This window comes from Streptomyces sp. NPDC003248 (genome assembly GCF_055563235.1).
This window is the reverse complement of the sequence record NZ_JBVHDT010000001.1, coordinates 603,536-625,548: the sequence shown is the minus strand read 5'-3', so window position 1 is coordinate 625,548 and position 22,013 is coordinate 603,536. Positions and strand designations below refer to the sequence as shown.

The window sequence follows — 22,013 nt, the reverse complement described above, 5'->3', positions numbered from 1 at the left end:
TCGATTTCCAGCCACCCCCACCGGAAACAGCACAGAGGGCGACACCCCCGCACAGGGTGTCGCCCTCCTCTTGCATGCCGGAGCCGCCCCGATCGGTACTGAGGGTCGGGGACCGTGGCGGCTCCGGGGTCGGTGGGGTCCGTCGGGGACGGGACCGGGTCAGCGGTGGTCGCTGCCCTCCGACTGCGTCGCCGCGCGCCCCGCCTCCAGGCGGGCCACGGGGATGCGGAAGGGGGAGCAGGAGACGTAGTCGAGGCCGGCCTCGTGGAAGAAGTGGACGGACTCGGGGTCGCCGCCGTGTTCGCCGCAGACGCCGAGCTTGAGGTCGGGGCGGGTGCGGCGGCCCGCTTCGGCGGCGGCCTTCACCAGGGAGCCCACGCCGTCCTTGTCGATGGTCTCAAACGGGGAGACGCCGAAGATGCCCTTCTCCAGGTACGCGGTGAAGAAGGAGGCCTCCACGTCGTCGCGGCTGAAGCCCCAGACCGTCTGGGTGAGGTCGTTCGTGCCGAAGCTGAAGAACTCCGCGGCCTCGGCGATCTGACCGGCGGTCAGCGCGGCCCGCGGCAGTTCGATCATCGTGCCGATCGACAGCTTCAGGGTCACGCCCGTCGCCGCCTCGACCTCCGCGACGACCTGGTCGGCCTCCTCGCGGACGATCTCCAGCTCCTGGACGGTGCCGACGAGCGGGATCATGATCTCGGCGCGCGGGTCGCCCTTGGCGTTGCGGCGCTCGGCCGCCGCCTCGGCGATGGCCCGGACCTGCATGGTGAACAGGCCGGGGATGACCAGGCCCAGCCGGACGCCGCGCAGACCGAGCATCGGGTTCTGCTCGTGCAGGCGGTGGACCGCCTGGAGCAGGCGCAGCTCGTTCTCGTGCGGCTCCTGACGGGACTCCGCGAGGGCGACGCGGACCGAGAGTTCCGTGATGTCGGGGAGGAACTCGTGCAGCGGCGGGTCGAGGAGACGGATCGTGACCGGGAGGCCGTCCATCGCCTCGAAGAGCTCCACGAAGTCCCGCTTCTGGAGCGGGAGCAGCTCCTTCAGCGACTCCTCGCGCTCGGCCTCCGTGTCCGCGAGGATCAGTCGCTCGACCAGTTCCCGGCGGTCCCCGAGGAACATGTGCTCGGTGCGGCACAGACCGATGCCCTGGGCGCCGAAGCGGCGGGCGCGCAGCGCGTCCTCGGCGTTGTCGGCGTTCGCGCGGACCCGCAGCCGGCGCTTGCGGTCGGCGAAGGCCATGATGCGGTGCACGGCCTCGACCAGCTCGTCGGCGTCGTCGGCGCCGGCGTGCATGCGGCCCTCGAAGTACTCGACGACCGGGGACGGGACGACGGGGACCTCACCGAGGTAGACCTTGCCGGTGGAACCGTCGATGGAGATGACGTCGCCCTCTTCCACCACGTGACCGCCGGGGACGGTCATACGGCGGCGCTTGGTGTCGACCTCCAGCTCCTCGGCGCCGCAGACGCAGGTCTTGCCCATGCCGCGGGCCACGACCGCCGCGTGGGAGGTCTTGCCGCCGCGCGAGGTCAGGATGCCCTCGGCGGCGATCATGCCGTCCAGGTCGTCGGGGTTGGTCTCGCGGCGGACGAGGATGACCTTCTCGCCGGAGCGGGACCACTTGACGGCCGTGTACGAGTCGAAGACCGCCTTGCCGACCGCCGCGCCCGGCGAGGCGGCGATGCCCCGGCCGACCTGCTCGGTCTTGGCGTGCTCGTCGAAGCGGGGGAACATCAGCTGCGCGAGCTGCGCGCCGTTGACCCGCTGGAGGGCCTCGGTCTCGTCGATCAGGCCCTGGTCGACGAGCTGGGTGGCGATGCGGAAGGCGGCGCCGGCCGTGCGCTTGCCCACGCGCGTCTGGAGCATCCACAGCTGACCGCGCTCGATCGTGAACTCGATGTCGCAGAGGTCCTTGTAGTGGTTCTCCAGCGTCTCCATGATGCCGAGCAGCTGGTCGTAGGACTTCTTGTCGATCCGCTCCAGCTCGGCCAGGGGCACGGTGTTGCGGATGCCGGCGACGACGTCCTCGCCCTGGGCGTTCTGGAGGTAGTCGCCGTAGACGCCCTGGTGGCCCGAGGCGGGGTCACGGGTGAAGGCGACGCCGGTGCCGGAGTCCGGTCCGAGGTTGCCGAACACCATCGAACAGACGTTCACGGCCGTGCCCAGGTCGTGCGGGATGCGTTCCTGCCGCCGGTACAGCTTCGCCCGGTCGCCGTTCCACGAGTCGAAGACCGCCTTGATCGCGAGGTCCATCTGCTCGCGCGGGTCCTGCGGGAAGTCCCGCCCGGCCTCGGTCTTGACGATCTTCTTGAACTTGGTGACCAGCTTCTTGAGGTCCGCGGCCTCCAGCTCCGTGTCGACCGTGACCTTCTTGGCCGTCTTCGCCGCCTCCAGGGCCTCCTCGAAGAGCTCGCCGTCGACGCCGAGGACCGTCTTGCCGAACATCTGGATCAGCCGGCGGTAGGAGTCCCAGGCGAAGCGGTCGTCGCCCGCCTGGGCGGCCAGGCCCTGGACCGACTTGTCGGAGAGGCCGATGTTGAGGACGGTGTCCATCATGCCGGGCATCGAGAACTTGGCGCCGGAGCGGACCGAGACGAGCAGGGGGTTGTCGGCCTGGCCGAGCTTCTTGCCCATCCGCTCCTCGAGGGCGACGAGGTGCGCACTCACCTCGTCACGCAGTGCCGCCGGCTCCTCGCCGCTGTCGAGGTAGACCTTGCAGGCCTCGGTGGTGATGGTGAAGCCGGGCGGAACCGGCAGGCCCAGGTTGGTCATCTCGGCGAGGTTGGCGCCCTTGCCACCGAGGAGGTCCTTGAGGTCCTTGTTGCCCTCGGTGAAGTCGTAGACGAACTTCACGCCCTCAACGCTCGCTGCCGGCTGAGCTACGTGGGGATCTTTGTTTTCCGACACGGGTCTCGACTCCTCGAGGACGCGGTGGCTGCCCTGACGGCGAGGAACATACCCAGATCGAAGGCGCCTGGGTACGTCTACTTGTGCGTCATGCGCCCGTAACCCGTCGTCCGCCACGGGATCGAAAGTCAAGGCTGGGCAAGCACGGAGCAGCCGATGTTTTCACTTCTTGAACACAGACAGGCTCGCAACCCCGTTTTTACGCTCAGATGAGCGGGTCGCGGCGCGTTTGATTTCGATCGATGAACAATCAAGGGGTGGCACTCAGTGCCACCCCTTGGAGAAGTGCAGTCGCGCGCGAACCGCTCATCTGAGCGCTACCCCTATCAGGGGTGGCTCAAGGGTGGCGAGAATCACGCTTCCACAGATGGCCCGGTTTCACCATGCGGACGCCGGTCCGGGACGGAAACACGGACGACACGGCCAGGCCAAAGACGGACGACACGGCCAGGTCTCGGAAGCCCGTCCCGGAAGCCCGTCCCGGAAGCCTCCGGCCCGGTGTCAGAAGCCCATCGCCAGCAGGCGCTCCTCCACCCGCTCCGGCGCGTACAGGTGCTCCACGACCAGCGCCCCGGCGCCCACCAGTCCCGCGCGCTCCCCCAGCCGCGAGGTCACCACCTCCAGCCGGGCGGTGGAGCGCGGCAGCGCCCGCTGGTAGAGCAGCTCGCGCACGCCCGTGACGAAGGGGGTGCCGGCCAGGTCGCCGGCGATCATCAGCACCCCGGGGTTGAGCAGCGTCACGACGGTCGCCAGCACGTCGCCCACCTGCCGTCCGGCCTCCCGGGCCAGCGCGGCCGCCTCCGGGTGCCCGGCGGCGAGCAGATCGCGCACGTCCGAGCCGGAGGCCGCGGGGACCCCGCTCTCCGCCAGCCGCCGGGCCACGGCGCCACCGCTCGCGACGGCCGCGAGGCAGCCCCGGGAGCCGCAGCGGCACAGCGCCTCGGTGCCGACGCGTATGTGGCCGATGTCCCCGGCCCCGCCGTCCACGCCCCGGTAGACCGCGCCGTCGACCACGACTCCCGCGCCGATGCCGGTCGACACCTTCACCAGCACGAACGCCGAGCAGTCCGGGTGGGCGGTGCGCTGTTCGCCGTACGCCATGAGGTTGGCGTCGTTGTCGACGAGGACCGGCACCGGGGGTGCCCCCGTGCGGTCGGTGAGCGCCCTGGCCAGGCGGCCGCGTATGTCGTAGCCGTCCCAGCCGGGCATCATCGGCGGCTGGACGACCCGGCCGGCCTCGCTGTCGACCGGGCCGGGGACGGCGATGCCGATGCCGCAGACCTCGTCCGCGCGGTGACCCGCCTTCTCCAGCAGCTCGGCGAACCAGCGCCCCAGCTCGCCGAGGACGACGTCCGGGCCCTCCTCGACCGCCAGCGTGCCCGAGTGTTCGGCGAGGAGCTCGCCGGTCAGGGAGAGCACCGCCGCGCGCGCGTGCCGGGTGTCCAGGTCGGCGGCGAGGACGACGGCGTGCGCGTCGTCGAACTCCAGGGTGATGGAGGGGCGGCCGCCCAGCGGGGAGTCGACCGGGCCGCCGGCGCCCTCGCGCAGCCAGCCCGCGCGGAAGAGGCGGTCCAGGCGCTGGCCGACCGTCGCGCGGGAGAGGCCGGTGGCCTGCTGGAGGGCACCGCGTGTCGTCGCCCGGCCCGTGCGTACCAGTGCGAGCAGATCTCCGGCGCCTGCCTGACCGCCGCCTCTGCCGGTCCGTCCCGGCCTTCCGGTCATGCGCACCCCCTTGTGCTTCCCAAGCCTGCATTACATAGTGGGTTTTGCGTGTTAAATAGACGTAACCCTACGGTAGCCACTGCCGTACCGGGTCGACTGTGCCGTTCGTCGTCGTTCTTCGGGGAGCCCCGAGTGGATCGCACCGCCCAGCTCATCGCCCGCCCCGCGGGAAGCACCGCTGTATACGATCCTGCCGTCCCGGCCGGGTCGCTGCACGTCCGGGCGGTGGAGGTCCTCCGGGGCAACTGGACCGGAGCGTCGACGGTGCCCTCGCGCGGGCTGTACCCGCACCAGTGGTCCTGGGACTCGGCGTTCATCGCGATCGGGCTGCGGCACGTCTCGCCGCGGCGGGCCCAGACGGAGCTGGAGACGCTGCTGGCCGCCCAGTGGGGCGACGGGCGCGTCCCGCACATCGTCTTCAACCCTTCCGTGCCGCTCGACGCGTACTTCCCGAGCCCCGACTTCTGGCGCTCCTCGACCGCGGGGCGCGCTGCGGGCGCCCCGCGCACCGTACAGACCTCGGGCATCGTGCAGCCACCGGTGCACGCGCTGGCGGCCTGGCTGGTGCACTGCGCCGACCCGGGCCTGTCCCGGGCGCGCGGCTTCCTCGCCCGGGTGTACCCCCGGCTCGCCGCCTGGCACCGCTATCTGCTGCACCGGCGGGACCTCGGCGGGGGCGGGCTGGTGTCGGTGGTGCACCCGTGGGAGCAGGGCATGGACAACGCCCCCTCCTGGGACGCCCCGCTCTCCCGGATCACCCCCGCCCCGACCCGCTCCTTCCGCCGCGCCGACCTGCACCACGGGGCCGCCGAGGACCGGCCGACGGACCTGGACTACGGGCGGTACGTGCAACTGGCGACGGACTACCGGGACGGCGGGTACCGGGACGGGCCGGGTGGGGGGAGTGGTCGCGGGCCGGGTGGGGGGAGCGGTGGCGGGCTTGGGCCGGCCGGGGGGAGCGGTGGTGGCGGTGGCTTCGCCGTGGAGGATCCCTCCTTCAACGCCCTGCTCATCGCCTCCGAGCACGCGCTCGCCCGTATCGCACGGGAGCTGGGCGCCACCGGCACCGCCCGGCACGCGCGCGCGGAGCGGCTGACGGCGGCGCTCGTGGACCGGCTGTGGGATCCGGCGGAGGGCATGTTCCTCTGCCGGGACCTGCGCGGCGGGGGGCTGATCCGGGAGCGCGGGGTCTCCGGCCTGGTGCCGCTGCTGCTGCCCGGCCTGCCGCGCGAGATCGCCGCCGCCCTCGTGGACACGCTGCGCGGCCCGCGCTTCGGGCTGGGCACCACCACCCGCCTCGCCCCCAGTTACGACCTGCTCGGCGAGGCCTTCGACCCGCACCGCTACTGGCGCGGCCCGGCCTGGTTCAACACGAACTGGCTGCTGGAACGGGGCCTGAGGGCGCACGGCGAGCGGGCGCACGCGGACACGCTGCGCGAGGCCGTGCTGGACGTCGCGGGCGCGTCGGACTTCGCCGAGTACGTCGACCCGTACACCGGCGAGGCCTGCGGGGCGACCGGCTTCAGCTGGACCGCCGCCCTCACCCTCGACCTGCTGCACGACACGGACGCCCCGCACGGCCTCGGCGGCTCCGCCGGCCCCGACCGCACCGACCGCACCGACCGCACCGACCGCACCGACCGCACCGACGACAGCGCTGGTCACACAGACCATCGGCACGGCCTGCACCACAAGACGGATCGGCATCACACGCATCACTAGCACCAGCCGGACCGACCGGTCAGCACTACCTGCACTACCTGCACACCACAGCACCACTTGCACCACCGGCACCACTGGAACCACGGGCATCACCAGCGCAACTGCACCACGGGCACCACCTGCACCACCAGCGCCACCGCACCACCCGCACCACCCGCACCACTCGAACGACACCGTACTCAAGGGAGGGGACCGGGGATGACGGACCGGCATCATCTGCTCGTGCACGGCGGGACGTTCGCCGCCGTCGGTGACCGCGGGGACATCAGCGGCGTACGGAGCTCCGCCTCTCCCGACGGGTTGTTCGTCAGGGACGCGCGGCACCTCAGCCGCTGGCAGCTCACGGTCGACGGGGCCGTGCCGGAGGTGCTCTCCCCGGTCGCGGACGGGGACACCGCACGCTGTGTGCTCGTCCCGCGCGGCGGCCGTACCGAGCCGCCCTCGTGCACGCTCTTCCGCGAACAGGCGGTCGGGGACAGCTCGTTCGTGGAGCTGCTGCGGGTCGTCAGCAACCGCCCGGTGCCGCTGACGGTCCGGCTGGCGCTGACCGTCGACGCCGACTTCACCGACCAGTTCGAACTCCGCTCCGACCACCGCACCTACGTCAAGGCCGGCGCCGTCCGCCGCCGCGAGGTGCTGGACCACGGCGTGGAGTTCACCTACCGGCGCGGGGAGTGGCGGTCCGTCACGACGGTGACCGCCGAGCCGGGCCCGGACGGCGTCGAGGAGACCGGCACCGGTGCCCGCCGCCTGGTGTGGACGCTGGAGCTGGAGCCGCACGGCACGGCCGAGCTGGCCCTCCGGGTGATGGCGCGACCGCACGGCGAGAAGCGGGCCCTGCGCGTGCCCCGCTCCCCGGCATCCTTGACCGAAAAGCTTCTTGCGCAGGAGGGCGAGTTCGTGGAAGGCGTCGCCTTCCCGACCGGCTGGCCCGAGCTGGCCGCCGCGTGCGCCCGCGGCCTCGCGGACCTGGCCGCGCTCCAGGTGCCGGCGACCGGCCCGGACGGGGAGGAACTGCGCGTCCCGGCGGCGGGCGCCCCCTGGTTCCTGACGCTGCTGGGCCGCGACGCCCTGCTCACGTCCCTCTTCGCCCTCCCCTACCGTCCCCACCTGGCCGCCGCCACGCTCCCGGCGCTCGCCGCGACCCAGGCCACCGAGACCAACCCGGAGTCGGTCGCCCAGCCCGGCAAGATCGTCCACGAGGTGCGGCACGGCGAGCTCGCCCACTTCCGGCAGGTCCCCTACGGCCGCTACTACGGCTCGGTCGACGCCACCCCCCTCTTCCTCGTGCTGCTCGGCGCGTACGTCGAGCAGACCGGCGACGCGGCCCTCGCCCGCCGCCTCGAACCGCACGCCCGCGCCGCCGTCGGCTGGATGCTCGACCACGGCGGGCTCACCTCGCGCGGCTACCTGGTCTACCGCGCCGACCGGGGCGGCCTCGCCAACCAGAACTGGAAGGACTCCCCCGGTGCCGTCTGCTCGGCCGACGGCACCCGCCCGAACGGCCCGGTGACGGCGGCGGGGGCCCAGGGGTACGCGTACGACGCGCTGCGCCGCACGGCGTGGGTGGCGCGCACGGTGTGGCGGGACGAGACGTACGCCGCGCTGCTGGAACAGGCCGCCGCCGATCTGCGCGACCGCTTCCAGCGGGACTTCTGGATGCGGGACCGCGCCTTCCCGGCGATCGCGCTGGACGGCCGGGGCCGGCAGGTCGACGCGCTCGCCTCGGACGCCGGGCACCTGCTGTGGTCCGGGCTGCTGGACAAGGAGTACGGGGAGGTCGTCGGCCGGCGCCTGCTGGAGCCCGACTTCTTCTCCGGCTGGGGCGTGCGCACACTGGCGGCGGGGCAGCCGGCGTACCACCCGCTGTCGTACCACCGGGGTTCGGTCTGGCCGCACGACAACGCGCTGATCGCGCTCGGCCTGGCCCGCTACGGCCTGCACGACGAGGCCCGTACGGTCGCCCACGCCCTGGTCGACGCGGCGACCGTGACGGGCCACCGGCTGCCCGAGGTCCTCGCCGGCTACGGCCGCGACACGCACGCCGAGCCGGTGCCCTACCCGCACGCGTGCGTCCGGGAGTCCCGGTCGGCGGCGTCCCCGCTGGCGCTGCTCACGGCGGTGGGCGGGGCGTGAGGCGATGACCGGCGGCGCCGGTGACGGGCGGCTTGTCCAGGCAGCTTGACCGGGCAGCTTGACCGGGCAGCTCGGCCCCGGCGACTCGGCCGGGCGGCTTGCCCCCGGCGGCTCGGCCGGGCGGCTTGACCGGCCAGCTCGCCCCCCGGCAGTTGGGTCGGGCGGCTCGGCGGGCGGCTTGGCCGGGCGTTTGCCGGGTGTTTGCCGACCGTGGGCCCGGCGGGGTGAACACCGGCGGCGAGCAGGCCGTACGCAACGGTGGCGGATCCGGTTCCCACCCCGGATCCGCCGCTCCGCCCGGCTTCGTACGGAAGGACCTTCGGGTGCCCGTCTTCACTCGCTCTCGTCAGCTGCCCGATCTGCGGGACCCCAAAGACGCCGGGAACACCGGGGACACCGGGAACACCGGGGAGGAGCCCGAAGGCCCCACCCGGGAGTCCGGGGGCGCCACCGGGGAGTCCGAGGGCCCCACCCGGGAGTCCGAGGGCGCCACCAAGGAGTCCCAGGAGGCGGCCGCCGGGCCGCACGGCGGGCCGCGCTCCTTCCGGGACCGGGTCGCGTACCGGCGTGCCTGGCGCACCCGTCACCCGCGGGCCGCCCGGACCGTGTGGTGGACGGCGACCGTGCTGTCCGTGGTGCTGGTGGTCGGGGCGGTGCTGCTGCCGAACCGGGTCTTCGCGCTGCGCCCCGACCGGTTCCTGCGGCTGCCCGGGGAGGTGGTCGTGGGGGCGGCGGTGCTGCTGGCGCTGCCCCGCCGGCCGCGGGTCGCCGTGGCGGCGCTGACCGGGGTGTTCCTCGGGGCGCTGACCGTGCTGAACCTGCTCGACATGGGGTTCGTGGAGTACCTGGGCCGGGACTTCAACCTCGTCCTGGACTGGGAACTGCTCGACGACGCCCAGTCGTACGTCGCCGACTCGATGGGCCGTACGACCGCGCTCGCCGCCACGGTCGGGGTGTTCCTGCTCGTCGTGCTGGTGTGCGCGGTCCTGGCGCTGGCGACGGTCCGGCTGGCCGGTCTGCTGGCGCGCGACCCGCAGCGGGCGACCCGGGCCACGCTGGTCACCGGCACCGTCTGGATCACGTGTTCCGTCCTGGGCCTCCAGTACGCCGGGCTGCCGGTCGCCTCCGCCGGTGTCGCGGACACGCTCACCTCCGAGGCGAAGCGGGTGCGGGACACCCTGCGGGACGAGGCCGCGTTCGCCGCGGAGGCCCGCACCGACACCTTCGGCGCCACCCCGCCCGCGCAGCTCGTGCCCGGTCTGCGCGGCAAGGACGTGATCTTCACCTTCATCGAGAGCTACGGCCGCGTGGCGATCGAGAACCCGGTCACCGCGCCGGGCGTGCACAGCACCCTCGACGCGAGCACCGAGGCCCTGGCGAAGGCCGGCTTCCGGGCCCGGAGCGGCTGGCTGACCTCGGCGACCTTCGGCGGCAGCAGCTGGCTGGGCCACTCCACCGCGCTGTCGGGCCTGTGGGTCGACACCCAGCAGCGCTACCGCACCGTCATGGCCAGCGACCACCTCAGCCTGACCAAGGCCTTCCAGAAGACCGGCGCCTGGGACACCGTCGGCATCATGCCCGGCGTGCAGAAGGGCTGGCCCGAGGCGGCGTTCTACGGCCTCGACACGGTCTACGACGCCTTCCGGCTGGGCTACCGGGGGCCCAAGTTCAGCTGGTCGACGATGCCCGACCAGTACGCGCTGGAGGCGTTCCAGCGGCTGGAGCACGGGAAGGACCGCGACCGGCCGCTGATGGCGGAGATCGTCCTGACCTCCAGCCACCAGCCCTGGGCGCCGATCCCGGAGATGGTCGGCTGGGACGAACTGGGCGACGGCTCGGTCTTCGAGGGCATCCAGAAGGCCGGGAAGGACGCGGCCGACGTCATCGACGACTCCGCCGCGTCCCGCCGGGAGTACGGCAGGTCGATCGAGTACTCGGTGACCGCCCTCACCCAGTGGCTGGAGCGCTACGGCACCGACGACACCGTCCTGATCTTCCTCGGCGACCACCAGCCCATCGCCCGCGTCAGCGGCAACGACGCCGGCCGGGACGTGCCGGTCTCCATCGTCGCCAAGGACCCGGAGGTCCTCGACAAGATCGCCGACTGGGGGTGGACGGAGGGGCTCGAGCCCGCGCAGGACGCCCCGGTGTGGAAGATGAGCTCCTTCCGCGACCGCTTCCTGCTGGCGTACGGCTCGACCCCGCACCCCGGCACGGGGTGACCCAGGCCGGGATGTGGGGACGGTCCGCGCGGCCGGTCCCGTCCGGTCAGCCGCCGGAGGTGTCCAGCTCCGCGTCCTCGCCCACGCCCGCGCAGTCGTACGGGTCCTTCAGCCAGCCGTCCGGCAGCACCACCCGGTTGTTGCCGGAGGTACGGCCGCGGGGCCCGTCGGCGCCGGCGGGCCAGGGCTGGTCGAGGTCCAGCTCGTCGAGTCCGGCGCGCAGTTCCTCCAGGGAGGAGGTGATCGCGAGCCGCTTGCGCATCTCCGAGCCGACCGCGAAGCCCTTCAGGTACCAGGCGACGTGCTTGCGGAAGTCGACGACGCCCTTCGACTCGTCGCCGGTCCACTCGCCGAGGAGACCGGCGTGCCGGACCATGACGTCGGCGACCTCGCGCAGGGCGGGCCGCGCGAGGTCGTCCGTGCGCCCCTCGAACGCGGCGACCAGGTCGGCGAAGAGCCAGGGCCGCCCCAGGCAGCCGCGTCCGACGACGACGCCGTCGCAGCCGGTCGCCCGGACCATCCGCAGGGCGTCCTCGGCCGACCAGATGTCGCCGTTGCCGAGGACCGGGATCTCCGGCACGTGCTCCTTCAGCCGGGCGATGGCCTCCCAGTCGGCGGTGCCGCCGTAGTGCTGGGCGGCGGTGCGGCCGTGCAGGGCGATGGCGGTCACGCCCTCCTCGACGGCGATCCGGCCGGCGTCCAGGTAGGTGATGTGGTCGTCGTCGATGCCCTTGCGCATCTTCATGGTGACGGGGAGGTCGCCGGCGCCGCTCACGGCCTCGCGCAGGATGGCGCGGAGCAGGTTGCGCTTGTAGGGGAGCGCGGATCCGCCGCCCTTGCGGGTCACCTTGGGGACCGGGCAGCCGAAGTTCAGGTCGATGTGGTCGGCGAGGTCCTCCTCGGCGATCATGCGGACGGCCTTGCCGACGGTCGCCGGGTCGACGCCGTACAGCTGGATCGAGCGCGGCGTCTCGGTCGCGTCGAAGTGGATCAGCTGCATGGTCTTCTCGTTGCGTTCGACCAGCGCCCGGGTGGTGATCATCTCGCTCACGAAGAGGCCCTTGCCGCCGCTGAACTCCCGGCACAGGGTGCGGAAGGGCGCGTTGGTGATCCCGGCCATGGGGGCGAGGACGACGGGCGGCCGGACGGTGTGCGGGCCGATCTGCACGGGCGAGGCGGTCGTGGGCATTCCCCCATTCTCCCGCACGCGGGCCGGTGCCCGGCCTCCCCCGCCATGATCATGCAATAGTCATTAGTTAGACGCACTATCGAAGTGGGCGTACGATGGGTTCCATGCCCGAGCTCAGCCATCGCCGACGTCTGCTCGTCCTCGCGATCTGCTGCATGAGCCTGCTGATCGTGAGCCTCGACAACACCGTCCTCAACGTTGCCCTGCCCGCCATGCAGCGCGACCTGCACGCCTCCACGGCCGGTCTCCAGTGGACCATCGACGCCTACACGCTGGTCCTGGCCGCGCTGCTGATGCTCGCGGGCTCCACCGCCGACCGCATCGGCCGCCGGAAGGTCTTCCTGGCCGGGCTCGTCGTGTTCTCGCTCGGCTCGCTGCTCTGCTCCCTCGCGCCGAACCTGGAGCTGCTGATCGCGGCACGCGCGGTGCAGGCGGTCGGCGGTTCGATGCTCAACCCCGTCGCCATGTCGATCATCACCAACACCTTCACCGACCCGCGCGAGCGCGCCCGCGCCATCGGCGTGTGGGGCGCGGTGGTCGGCATCTCGATGGCCGCCGGCCCGCTGGTGGGCGGGCTGCTGGTGGAGTCGGTGGGCTGGCGCTCCATCTTCTGGATCAACCTGCCGGTCGGACTCGCGGCCCTTCTGCTGACCCTGCGCTACGTCCCCGAGTCCCGGGCGCCCAAGGCCCGCCGCCCCGACCCGGTCGGCCAGCTGCTGGTCATCGTGCTCTTCGGCTCCCTGACGTACGCGATCATCGAGGCGCCGGAGGCGGGGGCCGCGGTGAGCGTGCCGTTCGCGGTGGTGGCGCTGGCCGCGCTGCTCGGCCTGCTGCGGTACGAGCCGCGCCGCACCGACCCCCTCATCGACCTGCGGTTCTTCCGGTCGGCGCCGTTCAGCGGGGCCACCGTGATCGCGATGAGCGCGTTCGCCGCGCTCGGCGGGTTCCTGTTCCTGTCCACGCTGTACCTCCAGAACGTCCGGGGCCTGGACGCCCTGCACGCGGGACTGTGGATGCTGCCGATGGCCGTCCCGACGTTCCTGTGCGCCCCCCTGTCCGGGCGGCTCGTCGCAAGCCGGGGGCCGCGGCTGCCGCTGCTGGTGGCCGGGCTCGCGATGACCCTGAGCGGGGTGCTGTTCGCCGCCTTCGACGCGGAGACCTCGAACGTCACCCTCTTCCTCGGGTACGTGCTCTTCGGCATCGGCTTCGGGTGCGTGAACGCGCCGATCACCAACACGGCGGTGTCGGGGATGCCCCGCGCCCAGGCCGGCGTGGCGGCGGCCGTCGCCTCCACCAGCCGGCAGCTGGGACAGACCCTGGGAGTCGCCGTGGTGGGCGCCGTCCTGGCCGCGGGCATCGGCTCCTCGTCCTACCGCGACACCTTCGTCTCCGCCGCCGTACCCGCCTGGTGGATCCTCGCCGTGTGCGGGTTCGCGGTGCTGGTGCTGGGCGCGGTCAGCAGCGGGCGGTGGGCCCGTCGGACGGCCGAGCGGACCGCGGACCGGCTGGAGTCACAGGAGGTGCGGGAGGCGGCGGGCGTGGGGGCGTGAGCCCCTCACCCGGCGTGAGCCCCCACCCGACAGGAGCCCTTGCCCGTCGTAAGCCCTCACCGGGCGTGCGTCCTCATCCGGCGTGAGCCCTCACCGGCGTGCATCCTCATCCGGCGTGAGCCCTCACCGGGCGTGTCCTTCAATGCCGTGAGCGCACGGGGGCGGCACCGCCGGTCACCGGAGGTCACCGGCGGTCACCGGCGCTCGGCCCGTATGCCCCGCAGCACCAGCTCCACGACGGCCTCGAAATCCGCCTCGATCTCCGGCTGCTCCCACTCGCGGGCGTAGCCCGGGTCGTGGAAGCGGCCCGTGGCGTGGAAGACCGCGCGGGCCGTGTCCGCCGGGCCGGGGGCGGTGAAGGCGCCCGCCGTCACGCCGGCCTCGACGATCCGGGTCAGCTGGCCGATCAGGTCGGTGACGTGCTCGTCGACCGCCGTCCCGCTCTCGCCGGCGAGCACCTTGTAGGTGGCGAACAGCTCGGGGTCGTCACCGGCCTTGCGGCGCTTGGCCTCGAACAGGGCCGCGAGCCAGCCGCGCAGCCGGCTCTCCGCGTCGCGGTCCTCGTCGGACGCGATGCCGGCGAGCGCCCGCGAGGTGCGGTCCAGCCAGCGCTTGGTGACCGCCTCGCGCAGCGCGGCCTTCGTGGGGAAGTGCCGGTAGACGCTGCCGTGGCTGACGCCGAGCGCGCGGGCCACGTCGACCACGGTCGCCTTCGCCGGGCCGTGGCGGCGCAGCACCTCCTCCGTCGCTGCGAGGATGCGCTCGGCGGTCAGGGTCTCGGTGGTCGGTGCCATGGAAGAGACCGTACCCGGCGCACCGCTCAGCGCTCGCTGTCGAGGTCGGCCATGAACGCGGCCGGGTAGCGGTCGCCGGCCGCCGCGTCCGCGGGGACCGCCGCCTCGATCGCGGCCAGGTCGGCCGCGTCCAGCGGCACGTCCAGGGCGCCCAGCGCCTCGGCCAGGCGCTCCCGGGTGCGGGCGCCGACCAGCGGCACGATGTCCGTGCCGTGCCTCGGGCCCTGGGCCAGCACCCAGGCGAAGGCGATCTGGGCGACCGTCACCCCCTTCTGCTCGGCGATCTTCCTGAGGGCCTCCACCAGCTCCAGGTTGTGCCGGAGGTTGTCGCCCTGGAAGCGCGGGGAGTGGGCCCGGAAGTCGTGCGCGGCGAACCGCCGGTCCGCGGCGAGCCGGCCGGAGATCAGGCCCCGGGAGAGGACGCCGTACGCGGTGACGGCGATGCCCAGCTCGCTCAGGGTCGGCAGGATCTCCCTCTCGATGCCGCGGGAGATGATCGCGTACTCGATCTGGAGGTCGGCGATCGGCGCGGTCGCGGCCGCCCGGCGGATGGTCTCGGCGCCGACCTCGCTGAGGCCGATGTGCCGGACGTATCCCTGCTCCACCAGCTCGGCGACGGCGCCGACCGTCTCCTCGATCGGGACGGCCGGGTCGAGGCGGGCGAGGCGGTAGACGTCGATGTGGTCGACGCCCAGGCGCTGGAGGGAGTACGCGGCGAAGTTCTTCACGGCGGCGGGGCGGCCGTCGTAACCGCTCCAGCTGCCGTCCGGGGCGCGCAGGGCGCCGAACTTCACGCTCAGCAGCGCCTGCTCGCGGCGGGCCGCGGGGGCGGTGCGCAGGGCCTCGCCGATGAGCAGTTCGTTGTGGCCCATGCCGTAGAAGTCGCCGGTGTCGAGCAGGGTCACGCCGGCTTCCAGGGCCGCGTGGATCGTGGCGATCGACTCGGCTCGGTCGGTGTCGCCGTACATCGCGGACATGCCCATGCAGCCGAGGCCGAGGGCGGAGACCTGGGGGCCGGTGGTGCCGAGGGTGCGCGTGGGTGTGGTCATGGGGACAGCCTCACATGACAGATGACAGATTTCAATATCTGTCATCCGCTGTGTGTCACCCATCGTGTTGCGGCCGGCCGCGGGGAGCGGAAGATGGAGCGGGTGGAGCCCGACAGGTCCGCAGCAGCGGACGCCGAGGTGGCGGTACTGATCGTCGGCGGTGGGCCGGTGGGGCTCACCGCACGGGCGCTCCTGGCCCGCTGGGGGGTACCGGCCCTGCTGGTCGAGAAGCACGGCGAGCTGTCGCCCTTCCCCCGGTCCCGGCTGGTCAACGTGCGCTCGATGGAGATCTTCCGCGGGCTCGGCGTGGCCGGCGCGATCACGGCCCGCGCGTTCCCGCCCGAGTACGGCCGCGTCCGCTTCCGCGACGCCCTGCACGGACGCGACTTCGCCACGGAGGCGATGACCGGCGTCCGCGCACCGGTCCCCGAGAGCCCCGAACTCGGTGTGGTGACCTCGCAGGACCGGCTGGAACCCACCCTTCTCGGCGCGGCGGACGCACCGGTGCGGTTCGGGGTCGAGCTGGTCGACCTGGCCGAGGAGGACGGGGCCGTCGTGGCCGTGCTCGTCGACCGCCGGCGCGGTACGCGGACCCGCGTCCGCGCCCGTCACGTGCTCGCCGCCGACGGCGCCAACTCCTTCGTCCGGCAACGGCTGGCGATCGGCACCACGGGCCCCGGCGCGGTGGGGCGCCTCACCACCGTCGTGTTCGACGCCGACCTCGGCCACTGGCGCGCCCGCCAGCCCGCCGGGGTGTACTTCACCACCCGCGGATCCTTCCTGCCGCTGTACCCCGAGGGAGGCTGGGCCTGGATCGCGCCCACCCCCGAGGACACCGCCGGCGCCGACTGGCCCGGCCTCGTCGCACGCGCCCTCGGCGCCGACGCCGGCGTGCGCGCCGAGGTGCTGCGGGTGGAGCACTGGGTGGTGAACGCGTTCGTCGCCGAGCGGCTCCGCGCCGGCCGGGTCCTGCTGGCCGGCGACGCCGCGCACGCGATCCCCCCGGCCGGCGGTCTGGGCATGAACGCCGGTGTCGCCGATGTGCACAACCTCTGCTGGAAACTGGCGGGCGTCCTGCGCGGGTGGGCCGGACCGGGCCTGCTGGACACCTACGGGACGGAACGGCTGCCCGTCGCCCACCGGTCGCTCCGCCAGGCGGTGACCCACACGCGGCTCATGTTCCAGGTGCTGAGCCGGCGCCGGGAACAGCTCCTGGCCGGTGCCTCGGCGCCGGCCGGCGTCGGGCTCCCCTGGTCGGAGAGGTACTTCGCCCAACTCGGTCTCGTCCTCGGGGTCGCCTACGGCTCCGACGCGGCGTCCGACGGTGGCGTGGACTACGTCCCCACCGCCGAGCCGGGCCACCGCATGCCGCACTTCTGGCTCGCGCCGGGCCGCTCCACGCTCGACGCGTTCGGCGAGTGGTTCACCCTGCTGACGCCGGATCCCGCGGGCTGGGAACGGCAGGCCGCCGCGGCGTGGCCGCTGCGCGTCGAGCCCCTGTCGGACGAACACGCCGGCCTGTGCGGCCTGGGCGGGCGCGGAGGACTGCTGATCCGGCCGGACGGCCACGTCGGCGCCCGCTGGGACCACGGCCCGCCGAACGGCTCCGCCCTCCGTGCCGCCCTGGCCGCCCTCACCGGCTCGGACCGGTAGACGCCCGTCCCGCCCGGCACCGGCGACGGCGTTCCGGGCGGCGGCGCCGCCTGCGCCGACCCGGCGGCGCGTCACAAGGGCGCACGCGCGAAGCGCGATACCGGCACAGAGCCCGACGCGGACGTCCCGACGCGGACGTCCTGACGCGGACGTCCTGACGCCCAGCCGCCGGCAGCAGGGCGGGAACACCGCCCGAGACGGACGAAAGGCCGGCTCCGGCGGAATCCCGCCGGAGCCGGCCTCGTGCGTGCGGCGTGCGCGTCGCGGCTAGCAGCCGATCAGACGCGCGGCCAGGTAGCCCTCGATCTGGTCGAGCGACACGCGCTCCTGCTTCATCGAGTCGCGCTCGCGCACCGTCACGGCGTTGTCCTCGAGCGTGTCGAAGTCGACCGTCACGCAGAACGGCGTGCCGATCTCGTCCTGGCGGCGGTAGCGGCGGCCGATGGCGCCCGCGTCGTCGAACTCGATGTTCCAGTGCTGGCGCAGCGCCTGGGCGAGGCCCTTGGCCTTCGGGGAGAGCTCGGGGTTGCGGGAGAGCGGGAGCACCGCGACCTTCACCGGGGCGAGGCGGTGGTCGAGGCGCAGGACCGTGCGCTTCTCCAGCTTGCCCTTGGCGTTGGGGGCCTCGTCCTCGACGTAGGCGTCGAGGAGGAACGCCAGCATCGCGCGGCCGACACCGGCCGCGGGCTCGATGACGTACGGCGTCCAGCGCTCGCCGGCCTCCTGGTCGAAGTAGGAGAGGTCCTGGCCGGAGGCCTTGGAGTGGGCGCCGAGGTCGTAGTCGGTGCGGTTGGCGACACCCTCCAGCTCGCCCCACTCGCTGCCGCCGAACTGGAAGCGGTACTCGATGTCAGCGGTGCGCTTGGAGTAGTGGGAGAGCTTCTCCTTCGGGTGCTCGTACCACCGCATGTTCTCCTCGCGCAGGCCCAGGCCGGTGTACCAGTTCCAGCGCTGCTCCATCCAGTACTCCTGCCACTTCTCGTCCTCGCCCGGCTTGACGAAGAACTCCATCTCCATCTGCTCGAACTCGCGGGTGCGGAAGATGAAGTTGCCGGGCGTGATCTCGTTGCGGAAGGACTTGCCCATCTGGGCGATGCCGAACGGCGGCTTGCGGCGCGAGGTGGTCTGCACCTGGGCGAAGTTGGTGAAGATGCCCTGGGCGGTCTCGGGGCGCAGGTAGGCGACGGAGCCGGAGTCCTGCGTGGGGCCGAGGTGGGTGGAGAGCAGACCGGAGAACTGCTTGGGCTCCGTGAAGGTGCCCTTGTTGCCGCAGTTGGGGCAGTTCAGGTCCGCGAGGCCGTTCTCCGGCAGGCGGTTGTGCTTGGCCTCGTAGGCCTCCTCCAGGTGGTCCGCGCGGAACCGCTTGTGGCAGGAGGTGCACTCGGTGAGCGGGTCGGTGAAGGTGGCGACGTGACCGGAGGCGACCCAGACCTCGGGGGCCAGGATGACGGACGAGTCGATACCGACCACGTCCTCGCGCGACGTCACCATGTAGCGCCACCACTGGCGCTTCAGGTTCTCCTTGAGCTCGACACCCAGCGGTCCGTAGTCCCAGGCGGCGCGCTGGCCACCGTAGATCTCACTACAGGGGAATACGAAGCCACGGCGCTTGCTCAGGCTGACGATGGTGTCGATCTTGTCGGCGGCCACGGTGCTCTCTTCATTACGACGACGGGCGACGAAGCGAGATGCTTCCAGCGAATGCTTCAGGGTACCGGCGGGGGCTCCCCCTCGACCAAATCGGGGACCGCCTCACGACCTTGCCCCGCCTCCCGGTCCGCCTCGGAACGCCCCCGTGCCGCCTCCGGCCGGGCACCTGTGAAGACTTTGTTGACAACGGTTTCCATATTTGTTGAAAATGAGTGTCATGAACGTACGACGACTCATACCGGGCTCCGCCGCCGCCGCGGCCACCGTCCTCGGCCTCACCGCACTCACCGCCTGCTCCGGCGAGAGCGCCGCGGCCGGGAACACGGACAAGTTCGACGTCGTCGCGTCGTTCTACCCGATGGCCTTCCTCGCCGAGCAGATAGGCGGCGACCACGTCGAGGTCAGCACCCTGACCGAGCCCGGCCAGGAGCCCCACGACCTGGAGATCAGCGCCAAGCAGCGCGTGACGGTCGAGGAGGCCGACGCGGTGCTCTACCTCAAGGACCTCCAGCCCTCCGTCGACGACACCGTCGCCCAGTCCGGGGTCAAGACGAAGATCGACGCCGCCTCGCTCACCACGCTCGAGGAGCACGGCACCGAGGTCGGCGGCCACGCCGACGAGCACGCGGAGGAAGAGGAGGACGGGCACGACCACGAGGAGGGCGGCCTCGACCCCCACATCTGGCTCGACCCGGTCAAGTACGCCGAGGTCGCCGACGGCGTCGGCGCGGCCTTCGAGAAGGCCGACCCGGACCACGCCGCCGACTACAAGAAGAACACCGCGGCCCTGGTCACGAAGCTGAACGCGCTGAACACGAAGTTCGAGACCGGCCTCGCGAACACCGAGACCAAGGTCTTCATCACCACCCACGCCGCCTTCGGCTACCTCGCCGAGCGCTACGGCCTGACCGAGGAGGCCATCAGCGGCCTCGACCCCGAGTCGGAGCCGAGCGCCGCCCGCGTCAAGGAACTCCAGACGATGGCCAAGGCCGACGGCGTCACCACGGTCTTCTACGAGACGCTCGTCAGCGACAAGACCGCCAAGACCCTCGCGAAGGACGCCGGGCTGAAGACGGACGTCCTCGACCCGATCGAGGGCATCACCGACAGCTCGCGCGGCGACGACTACTTCGCGGTCCAGGAAGCCAACCTCACGGCGCTCCAGACGGCCCTGGGAACCAAGTGATCTCCACGGAGGGCGTCATGGACGCACAGGACGCACAGGCCGCACAGGGCGACCCCGTCATCTCGCTGCGCGGTGTGCGCGCCGAACTCGGCTCGCGCCCCGTCCTGCGCGGCATCGACCTCACCGTGCACCGCGGTGAGGTCGTCGCCCTGCTCGGCGCGAACGGCTCCGGCAAGTCCACGGCCGTGCGCACCGTCATCGGCCAGGTCCCGGTCACCGCCGGGCGGATCGAGCTGTTCGGCACCGAACGGCGGCGCTTCCGGGACTGGCGGCGCGTGGGCTACGTCCCGCAGCGCACCACCGCCGCCGGCGGCGTCCCGGCCACGGTCACCGAGGTCGTCTCCTCCGGTCGCCTGTCCCGGGCCCGGTTCGGCGTCCTGCGCAAGGCCGACCACGAGGCCGTACGGCACGCCCTGGACCTCGTCGGCATGGCCGACCGGGCCAAGGACTCCGTGAACGCCCTCTCCGGCGGCCAGCACCAGCGGGTGCTCATCGCCCGCGCGCTCGCCGCCGAACCCGAACTGCTGATCATGGACGAGCCGATGGCGGGCGTCGACCTGGCCAGCCAGGAGGTCCTCGCGCATACGCTCCGGGGGCAGGTGGCGGCCGGTACGACCGTCCTGCTGGTGCTGCACGAGCTGGGCCCGCTGGAGCCCCTCATCGACCGGGCGGTCGTCCTGCGCGACGGCTGCGTGACGCACGACGGCCCGCCCCCGCGCGCGGTCGGCCAGCACGCGCTGCCCGGCCACGACCACGTACACCCGCACGCGCCGGCGGGCACCGAACCGATCCGCACGGGACTGCTGAGCTGATGGACCTCCTGAACTACGCCTTCATGCAGCGGGCGCTGCTCGCCGCCGTCCTGGTCGGCATCACCGCCCCCGCCGTCGGCATCTACCTCGTCCAGCGCCGCCAGGCCCTGATGGGCGACGGCATCGGCCACGTCGCGATGACCGGCGTCGGCCTCGGCTTCCTGCTGTCCTGGTCACCCGTGTGGATGGCGACGGCCGTCTCCGTCCTCGGCGCGATCCTGATGGAACTGATCCGCTGGTACGGCCGCACCCGCGGCGACATCGCCCTCGCGATGCTCTTCTACGGCGGCATGGCCGGCGGCGTGATGTTCATCAACCTCGCGCCGACCGGCTCCAACGCCAACCTCAACTCGTACCTGTTCGGCTCGCTGACGACGGTGTCGGAGTCGGACGTGACGGCGATCTGCGTCCTCGCCGCCTTCGTGGTCCTCGTCACCCTGGGCCTGCGCCGCCAGCTGTTCGCGGTCAGCCAGGACGAGGAGTTCGCGCGCGTCACCGGACTGCCGGTGCGCGCCCTGAACCTGCTCACGGCGGTCACCGCGGCCGTCACGGTGACCGTGGCGATGCGCGTCGTGGGACTGCTGCTGGTCTCGGCCCTGATGGTGGTCCCGGTGGCGGCGGCCCAGCAGCTCACCCGGAGCTTCGCGGCGACCTTCGCGATCGCCGTGGCCATCGGCATCACCGTCACCATCGGCGGCACGGTCACCTCGTACTACCAGGACGTCCCGCCGGGCGCGACGATCGTGCTGCTGACCATCGCGGCGTTCGTCGCCCTGACCGCCCTGGCCGCCCCGCTGGCCCGCCGCCGCGCCCGCGCGCTCGCCGCGGCACAGCCCGGCGCCGACCCCGCGGAGTGCACGATTCCGGCCACCCGGGAGGCGGGCGACGGAGCCGGCGTCTGACCGCGCCCGGCCCGGGCTGGCACAATGGCCCCGGCAAGGCGCAGACGTGAGGAGGCAACGGTGACGACCGCTGGATCGCCCGTGAAGGGCCGGGCCACCCGGCAGCGTGCCGCCGTGGCTGCGGCGCTCGACGAGGTCGAGGAGTTCCGCAGCGCGCAGGAACTCCACGACATGCTGAAGCACAAGGGCGACTCCGTCGGACTGACGACGGTCTACCGCACCCTCCAGTCCCTCGCCGACGCGGGCGAGGTCGACGTCCTGCGCACCTCCGACGGCGAGTCCGTCTACCGCCGCTGCTCCACCGGCGAACACCACCACCACCTCGTCTGCCGCGCCTGCGGCAAGGCCGTCGAGGTCGAGGGCCCGGCCGTCGAGAAGTGGGCGGAGGCCATCGCCGCGGAACACGGCTTCGTGAACGTGGCGCACACGGTGGAGATCTTCGGCACCTGCTCCGACTGCGCGGCGGCGCAGGCGTAGGCGTAGGCGCTGGAGGCACAGGAAGCACGGAAGGCACGCAAA

Annotated in this window: 15 protein-coding genes; 9 read left to right on the top strand and 6 right to left on the bottom strand. The window is 72.6% G+C overall.

Translation table 11 applies throughout. From position 1 onward, the window contains the following. Nucleotides 1-159 precede the first annotated feature (159 nt). Nucleotides 160-2,907 (bottom strand): pyruvate, phosphate dikinase, encoded by a 2,748-nt coding sequence (ppdK, locus tag ACZ3KJ_RS02650; protein WP_467524013.1) that lies wholly within the window; start codon nucleotides 2,905-2,907, stop codon nucleotides 160-162. Between the two features lie 501 nt (nucleotides 2,908-3,408). Further along, the gene (locus ACZ3KJ_RS02645; RefSeq protein WP_467524012.1) at nucleotides 3,409-4,629 is read right to left on the bottom strand and encodes an ROK family protein; all 1,221 of its coding nucleotides are present in this window, start codon (nucleotides 4,627-4,629) and stop codon (nucleotides 3,409-3,411) included. 132 nt (nucleotides 4,630-4,761) lie between these two features. Here ACZ3KJ_RS02645 and ACZ3KJ_RS02640 point away from each other — a divergent pair, with 132 nt between their 5' ends. The 3 genes from ACZ3KJ_RS02640 to ACZ3KJ_RS02630 all read left to right on the top strand — a co-directional run bounded on the left by ACZ3KJ_RS02640 (nucleotide 4,762) and on the right by ACZ3KJ_RS02630 (nucleotide 10,709). Further along, nucleotides 4,762-6,351 carry an MGH1-like glycoside hydrolase domain-containing protein gene (locus ACZ3KJ_RS02640; RefSeq protein WP_467524011.1) on the top strand — a complete coding sequence of 530 codons (1,590 nt, stop codon included), beginning with the start codon at nucleotides 4,762-4,764 and terminating at the stop codon, nucleotides 6,349-6,351. 198 nt (nucleotides 6,352-6,549) lie between these two features. Next, a complete protein-coding gene (locus tag ACZ3KJ_RS02635) occupies nucleotides 6,550-8,487 on the top strand; it encodes an amylo-alpha-1,6-glucosidase (protein ID WP_467524010.1) in 1,938 nt (645 codons plus the stop codon). Between the two features lie 605 nt (nucleotides 8,488-9,092). Beyond that, nucleotides 9,093-10,709 carry an alkaline phosphatase family protein gene (locus ACZ3KJ_RS02630; RefSeq protein WP_467524795.1) on the top strand — a complete coding sequence of 539 codons (1,617 nt, stop codon included), beginning with the start codon at nucleotides 9,093-9,095 and terminating at the stop codon, nucleotides 10,707-10,709. 46 nt (nucleotides 10,710-10,755) lie between these two features. Here ACZ3KJ_RS02630 and dusB read toward each other — a convergent pair whose 3' ends face one another. Continuing rightward, the gene (gene dusB, locus ACZ3KJ_RS02625; protein WP_467524009.1) at nucleotides 10,756-11,898 is read right to left on the bottom strand and encodes a tRNA dihydrouridine synthase DusB; all 1,143 of its coding nucleotides are present in this window, start codon (nucleotides 11,896-11,898) and stop codon (nucleotides 10,756-10,758) included. A gap of 104 nt (nucleotides 11,899-12,002) precedes the next feature. Between dusB and ACZ3KJ_RS02620 the strand changes: the two genes are divergently transcribed. Beyond that, a complete protein-coding gene (locus ACZ3KJ_RS02620; RefSeq protein ID WP_467524008.1) occupies nucleotides 12,003-13,448 on the top strand; it encodes an MFS transporter in 1,446 nt (481 codons plus the stop codon). A 194-nt stretch (nucleotides 13,449-13,642) separates the two neighbouring features. Here the strand turns inward: ACZ3KJ_RS02620 and ACZ3KJ_RS02615 are convergent, their stop codons facing one another. After that, nucleotides 13,643-14,242 (bottom strand): TetR/AcrR family transcriptional regulator, encoded by a 600-nt coding sequence (locus ACZ3KJ_RS02615; protein ID WP_467524007.1) that lies wholly within the window; start codon nucleotides 14,240-14,242, stop codon nucleotides 13,643-13,645. Between the two features lie 26 nt (nucleotides 14,243-14,268). Next, nucleotides 14,269-15,291 (bottom strand): aldo/keto reductase, encoded by a 1,023-nt coding sequence (locus ACZ3KJ_RS02610; RefSeq protein ID WP_467524005.1) that lies wholly within the window; start codon nucleotides 15,289-15,291, stop codon nucleotides 14,269-14,271. Between the two features lie 93 nt (nucleotides 15,292-15,384). Between ACZ3KJ_RS02610 and ACZ3KJ_RS02605 the strand changes: the two genes are divergently transcribed. Next, nucleotides 15,385-16,944: an FAD-dependent monooxygenase gene (locus ACZ3KJ_RS02605; protein ID WP_467524004.1), complete on the top strand. Its 1,560-nt coding sequence runs from the start codon at nucleotides 15,385-15,387 to the stop codon at nucleotides 16,942-16,944. Nucleotides 16,945-17,211: 267 nt separating this feature from the next. Here ACZ3KJ_RS02605 and ACZ3KJ_RS02600 read toward each other — a convergent pair whose 3' ends face one another. After that, on the bottom strand, nucleotides 17,212-18,594 hold the full coding sequence (locus ACZ3KJ_RS02600; RefSeq protein WP_385069749.1) for a glycine--tRNA ligase: 1,383 nt from the start codon (nucleotides 18,592-18,594) through the stop codon (nucleotides 17,212-17,214). Between the two features lie 217 nt (nucleotides 18,595-18,811). Here ACZ3KJ_RS02600 and ACZ3KJ_RS02595 point away from each other — a divergent pair, with 217 nt between their 5' ends. Genes ACZ3KJ_RS02595 through ACZ3KJ_RS02580 form a run of 4 tightly spaced genes read left to right on the top strand, consistent with a single transcriptional unit; the run spans nucleotide 18,812 to nucleotide 21,971 of the window. After that, nucleotides 18,812-19,780, top strand: a complete 969-nt coding sequence (locus ACZ3KJ_RS02595; protein ID WP_467524002.1) for a metal ABC transporter substrate-binding protein — start codon at nucleotides 18,812-18,814, stop codon at nucleotides 19,778-19,780. 17 nt (nucleotides 19,781-19,797) lie between these two features. After that, nucleotides 19,798-20,592 carry a metal ABC transporter ATP-binding protein gene (locus ACZ3KJ_RS02590; protein ID WP_467524000.1) on the top strand — a complete coding sequence of 265 codons (795 nt, stop codon included), beginning with the start codon at nucleotides 19,798-19,800 and terminating at the stop codon, nucleotides 20,590-20,592. Further along, on the top strand, nucleotides 20,592-21,494 hold the full coding sequence (locus tag ACZ3KJ_RS02585; RefSeq protein WP_467523998.1) for a metal ABC transporter permease: 903 nt from the start codon (nucleotides 20,592-20,594) through the stop codon (nucleotides 21,492-21,494). Before ACZ3KJ_RS02590 ends, ACZ3KJ_RS02585 begins: the two co-directional genes overlap by 1 nt. A gap of 60 nt (nucleotides 21,495-21,554) precedes the next feature. After that, nucleotides 21,555-21,971 (top strand): Fur family transcriptional regulator, encoded by a 417-nt coding sequence (locus ACZ3KJ_RS02580; protein ID WP_467523997.1) that lies wholly within the window; start codon nucleotides 21,555-21,557, stop codon nucleotides 21,969-21,971. The last annotated feature ends 42 nt before the right edge of the window (nucleotides 21,972-22,013 follow it).